General features: G+C 72.3%; 3 protein-coding genes, 1 tRNA gene and 1 rRNA gene. 4 read left to right on the plus strand and 1 reads right to left on the minus strand.

Annotated features, from left to right (window positions below; translation table 11 throughout):
* From rrf to ACFYYN_RS37420, 3 genes are all read left to right on the plus strand, one after another.
* Positions 1–92: ribosomal RNA gene (gene rrf / locus ACFYYN_RS37410) — 5S ribosomal RNA — on the plus strand; the annotation flags it as partial.
* 141 nt (positions 93–233) lie between these two features.
* Positions 234–1,199 carry a DegT/DnrJ/EryC1/StrS family aminotransferase gene (locus ACFYYN_RS37415; protein ID WP_500549301.1) on the plus strand — a complete coding sequence of 322 codons (966 nt, stop codon included), beginning with the start codon at positions 234–236 and terminating at the stop codon, positions 1,197–1,199.
* An 83-nt stretch (positions 1,200–1,282) separates the two neighbouring features.
* Positions 1,283–1,355 (plus strand) — tRNA-Thr (locus ACFYYN_RS37420).
* A 77-nt stretch (positions 1,356–1,432) separates the two neighbouring features.
* On the opposite strand, the gene ACFYYN_RS37425 is transcribed toward ACFYYN_RS37420, so the two are convergent.
* Positions 1,433–4,048, minus strand: a complete 2,616-nt coding sequence (locus tag ACFYYN_RS37425; RefSeq protein WP_500549302.1) for a SpoIIE family protein phosphatase — start codon at positions 4,046–4,048, stop codon at positions 1,433–1,435.
* A 284-nt stretch (positions 4,049–4,332) separates the two neighbouring features.
* Between ACFYYN_RS37425 and ACFYYN_RS37430 the strand changes: the two genes are divergently transcribed.
* On the plus strand, positions 4,333–5,608 hold a 1,276-nt coding region (locus tag ACFYYN_RS37430), incomplete at its 3' end, for a HAMP domain-containing protein (RefSeq protein ID WP_500549303.1).

Genomic DNA, 5,608 nt, shown 5'->3' on the forward strand with positions numbered 1-5,608 from the left:
CGCCCGGTTACATTCCGAACCCGGAAGCTAAGCCTTTCAGCGCCGATGGTACTGCAGGGGGGACCCTGTGGGAGAGTAGGACGCCGCCGAACAATCTTTAGTAGCCGTGCCCCCGGACCCAGTCCGGGGGCACGGCTCTTTGGCGTATCCACACCCGCTGTTCATGTTCAGATCAGCAACGCATCACCGGCTGCGGTGATCCTTGCCGGAACGGGTAAGTGGAGGTGAGCCTGATGCAGCAGTTTCTGGTTCAGGGTGCTGAAGTAGCCGCGCTGGAGGACGAGTTCGCGTCCGCGGTGGACGGGCGTCATGCCGTCGCCGTCGACTCGGCGACCTCCGCGTTGCATCTGGCGCTGCTCTCGCTCGGCATCGGTGCCGGCGAGGAAGTGATCCTGCCGTCGTTCGCGCCGGTGGAGTCCGCGGCCGCCGTGCGGCTGGCCGGTGCGGTGCCGGTCTTCGCCGACATCGACCCGCTGACGTTCTGCCTCGACCCGGAGGCCGTGGCCGCCGCGATCACGCCCCTCACGGTGGCGATCCTGCCGGTGCACCTCTTCGGGCACCCTGCCGCCGTCGACCAGATCACCGACATCGCCGCCCGGCACGGCCTGGCGATCGTCGAGGACGCCACCCAGGCCCAGGCGGCGACGCTGGCCGGCCGCCGGGTCGGTACCTACGGGGCGCTGAGCGTGTTCGCCGTCGAGGCGGGCGCCGTGGTGACCACGGAGCACCCCGAACTGGCCGGTGCCGTCAAGAGGCTTCGGGACACGGCCCACGCCCGGGCCCGGATGACCGACGGCAAGGCGGCCGCGGGCCGCGGGGTGCTGGCGAAGCTCGCCGGTTCCGTGGCCCGGCAGCGGGCCAACTGCCGTTACCTGGACTCGGCCCTGACCGGTGTCCTCGTGCCGTACGTGGAGCCCGGCGCGCACCACGTCTACCACCGCTACACGGTGCGGATACCCGGGAACGGCCGTCCGGACCGGGACGCGTTCGCGATGGCGCTGGCCGCGCGCGGCGTCCAGGCGAACGTGAGCATCCCGACCCCCGTGCACCGGTTGCCGGAGTACCGGTCGAGCTCGTACCTGCCCCGCACGGAGAAGGCGGCCGGCGAGACGCTGTCGCTGCCCGTCCACCCGGGTCTGACGGAGAAGGAGTTGGAGCGGATGGCCGTGGCGTGCAACACGCTCGGCGGACTGCTCTGAGACCGGGCCGCCCCGGTCGGTCCGTGGGTCGATCGGATTTCCGAACCGGGGCGTGCATGCGTTAAGATCCTTCACGTCGACGCGCCCCAATAGCTCAGTCGGCAGAGCGTCTCCATGGTAAGGAGAAGGTCTACGGTTCGATTCCGTATTGGGGCTCTGATGAGGAAAGGCCCCCGCCATTCGGCGGGGGCCTTTCTCGTTTCCCTTGCCCTTCGCGGAGCGGACTGCCGCCGCTACGCGGGCAGTTCCGGGACGCGCATCGTGAGGATGGCCATGTCGTCGGACGGCGCGTCGGAGGCGAAGCGCTCGACGGCCCGCTGGATGCGGGCCGCCACGGCGCCCGCCGTGAGGCCCGTGCAGGTGGCCAGGACGTCGGCGAGGCCGTCGTCGCCCAGCATGCGGGTGCCCTCGCGCCGTTCGGTGACGCCGTCGGTGACGCAGAGCAGGACGTCGCCGGGGTCGAGCGTGACGGTCTGCTCGACGAGTTCGAGGTCCTCGATGACGCCGAGCAGCGGCTGGGGTTCCGCGGCGGCTTCCACGACGCCGCTCTGCCGCAGTCGCAGCGGCAGGGGGTGGCCGGCGCAGACGACCTTCAGGACGGCGCTGCCGTCGCTCTGCGGCCACATCTCGCCGTAGAGGAGGGTGAGGAAGCGGCTGCGGGCCCCCTCGTCCAGGATGGCCGCGTTGAGCCGTTCCAGGACGGAGGGGCCGCTGAAGCCCTCGCGGGCGAGCAGGCGCAGCGCGTGGCGGGCGAGACCGGTCACGGCGGCGGCCTCGGGGCCCGTGCCGCACACGTCGCCGATGGCGAAGCCCCAGCAGCCGTCGCGGATGGGGAACACGTCGTAGAAGTCGCCGCCGACCTCGTTGCCCTCGCCGGCGGCGCGGTAGACGACCTCGACCTCGACGCCGGGGATCACCGGCAGGCCGGGCGGCAGCAGGCTGCGCTGCAGGGACTGGCTGATGGCCGTGCGCTCGCTGTAGAGGCGGGCGTTGTCCAGGGCGAGGGCGGCCCGGCGGGACAGGTCCTCGGCGAGTTCGAGGATCTCCTGGCGGAAGCGCTCGTCGGCGGACCTGCCGAGGGTGAGCATGCCGATGACGCGGTTGCGGGCCACGAGCGGCAGGACGACCGTCTCGCCGCCGACCGCGGCCGCGGTCGCCAGGGCCGTGCCGGGGCCCGTGGCGGGCCGGCCCGCCTCGCCGAGGCCCAGGCTGCGCAGGGAGGCGCGCAGGGCGGTGGAGTGCGCGGCGTCGGCGGGGGCGGTCCACACGCGGGCGCCGGGGGTGGGGTCGGGCTCGGGCGGGGCGAGGCGGGACAGCAGGGCCTTGATGCCGTCGATGCGGTCCTCGTCCTCGTGCAGGACGAAGGCGAGTTCGGGTTCCGAGGCCTGGTCGGCGATGGTGTAGACGGCGCACCAGCTGGCCAGGGTGGGCACGGTCATCTGGGCCATCAGGGCGAGCGTCTGGTCGCGTTCCAGGGTGCCCGCCAGCAGGTCGGAGGCCTCCACCAGGAAGGACAACGAGCCGCGGCGCAGCCGCTCGAGCTCGGTGAGGCGGGCGCTCTCCACCGCCAGCGCGATGCGGTCGGCGGCGAACTGCAGCCGCAGCGCCTCCTCGTTGGTGTAGCGGCCGGGGCTCTCCGCGGCGACGCCGAGCGAGCCGGTGAGGCGGCCCTCGACCTTGAGGGGGACGGTGACGATCGAGCGCATGCCGGTGCCGGCGAGCAGCGGGACGGCGCCGGGCACCGCCGTGAGGTCCTCGTGGACGGCGGGCATGCGGGCGCTGCCGTAGCGGCCGGTGCCGGCCTCGACGGGGACCCGTGCGAAGCGCTGTCGGGCGGAGGGGAGGCCGGTCGAGGCACGCACCTCGAGCTCGGTCTCGTCGTCGGTGGCGAGCAGCAGGTAGGCGGCGTCGCCGTCGAGCATGTCGCGGGCCCGCTCCACGGTGCGCTGCAGCAGCCCGTCGAGGTCGTCGGGGGCGGGGGAGCCGATGAAGGACTCGAAGGGGTCCACGGTCTTGCCGCGTTCGACGCCGCCCTCGACGGAGATCATCCCGCGGCCGGGGTTCTGCAGGACGGCGCGTTCGTCCTCGCGCACCAGCAGGCACACGGTGGACGGCTCGCCGGAGGCGTCGCGGACCCGCAGGTGCGCGCCGTAGACGGGCAGGGTGCGGCCGTCCGCGCCGCGGATGCCGTAACTGCCCTCCCAGCGGGACAGCCGCAGGGCCTCGGCGATGCCATGGCCGGTGCCGGGGGTCTGCGGCCAGGCGGCGAAGTCGCCGAGCGGTTTGCCGGTGACCTGGTCGCCGAGGTGGCCGAAGAGCTCGGCGGCGTCCTGGTTCCAGCGGGTGATGATGCCTGCGCGGTCGACCTGCACGACCGCGACGCGGACCCGCTCGTCGGCGAGCGGCAGCGCCTGGACGGGCAGGGCGGGACCCGCGGAACGGGTGCCCGCGGGGCGCTGGGGGAGTTCCAGGCGGAACCAGACGTGCTTGTTGGCGGCGGTGTACTCCACGCCCCAGCGGCTGGCCAGTGCCGAGCACAGGAGCAGCCCGCGGCCGCCCTCGTGGTCGGGGTGGATCTGCTTCTTGGCGTCGTGGAGAGGAAGCTCACGTTCCGGGTAGCGGTCGGCGACCTCGATGCGCACGGCGGACTCGTAGCGCAGGCAGTGGACGTCCGCGGCGGTGCCGGCGTGCACCACGGCGTTGGTGACGAGTTCACTGGTGAGCACGACGGCGTCGTCGACCACCTCGGAGAAGCCCCAGCCCTGGAGCGTGTCGCGGACGAACGCGCGTGCGGTGGCGACCGAGCGTCCCACGGGTTCGAAGGTGGCCGCTGCCCGCGCCGTGATCACAGATCTCCTTGTTTGTCCCGGGACGTCACCATTCGTCGTCCGCTGTACTGTCACCACCGGCCCCCACTTCGAGGTGTACGCCCGGCCCAAGGTGGGCAACCGCATGCCAGGTTACTTACCCCCGGCGACCGCGTGTGTGCCGGTTGGGGGTGTTCCTGCCCCGATCATGACGCCGGTCATATGCGATGCTGCCGAACTGTTATGGCCGGGCCCGGGCATGGTGAAACACTGGTCATGTCTGAACGAGGCACCTGCAGGTCGGTCGACCCTCCGGGAGGGACACGGTGGAGTCTGGCGCATCGGCGCGAGGCGGCGCGGCATCCGCGGCGAAGCGGGGCGGTTCCGCACGGGTGAAGAACGCGCGGTCGCGTAAGAGCGGGGCCGGTACGGGGACCGTCGAGGTCGACTCGGCGGCCCTGCACCGGCTGCTGTCGGCGCTGGAGTCCATGCGGGACGGCAACTTCCGCAAGCGGCTGACGGTCACCGGCGACGGGGTCATGGCGGAGATCTCCGCGGTGTTCAACGAGGTCGCCGACCGCAACCAGCACCTCACCGGGGAGCTGGCGCGGGTGCGGCGGGTCGTGGGCCGCGAGGGCAAGCTCGCCGAGCGCCTGGAGACGGGGGCGTGCGAGGGCGCCTGGGCGGCGGCCATCGACGCCTCCAACGCGCTCGTGGACGACCTCGTGCGCCCCATGTCCGAGGTCGGCCGGGTGCTGTCGGCGGTCGCCGAGGGTGACCTGGAGCAGCGGATGGACCTGCGCTCGCAGGGTGCCGATGGTTCGGGGCATCCGCTGCGCGGCGAGTTCCTCAAGGTGGGCCGCACCGTCAACGGGCTGGTCGACCAGCTGTCCACGTTCACCGACGAGGTGACCCGGGTGGCGAGCGAGGTCGGCACCGAGGGCAAGCTCGGCGGCCAGGCGCGGGTGCGCGGTATGTCCGGTTCGTGGAAGGACCTGACGGACTCGGTCAACACCATGGCGTCCCGTCTGACGGCCCAGGTGCGTGACATCGCCCTCGTCACGACGGCGGTCGCCAAGGGCGACCTGTCGCGCAAGGTCACCGTGCACGTGGCCGGCGAGATGCTGGAGCTGAAGAACACCGTCAACACGATGGTCGACCAGCTCTCCTCCTTCGCCGCCGAGGTGACCCGCGTCGCACGCGAGGTGGGCACCGAGGGCCAGCTGGGTGGCCAGGCCAAGGTGGCCGGTGTCGACGGCGTGTGGAAGGACCTCACGGACTCCGTCAACCTGATGGCCGGCAACCTGACGGCCCAGGTGCGCGACATCGCCCAGGTGACGACGGCGGTCGCCAACGGCGACCTGTCGCAGAAGATCACCATCGGCGCGCGCGGCGAGGTCGCGCAGCTCGCCGAGACCGTCAACGCGATGACCGAGACGCTGCGCACCTTCGCCGACGAGGTGACCCGTGTCGCGGGCGAGGTCGGGGCGGAGGGCCGCCTCGGCGGCCAGGCGCAGGTGCCGGGCGCGGCGGGCATCTGGAAGGACCTCACCGACTCGGTGAACACCGCATTCCGCAACCTGACCGGCCAGGTGCGGGACA

The organism is Streptomyces sp. NPDC001902 (assembly GCF_042891295.1).
Classification (GTDB): domain Bacteria; phylum Actinomycetota; class Actinomycetes; order Streptomycetales; family Streptomycetaceae; genus Actinacidiphila.

Bases quoted from the DNA above. Each gene is read 5' to 3' on its own strand.
- ACFYYN_RS37415 (WP_500549301.1), top strand. From the start codon at position 234: ATGCAGCAGTTTCTGGTTCAGGGTGCTGAAGTAGCCGCGCTGGAGGAC.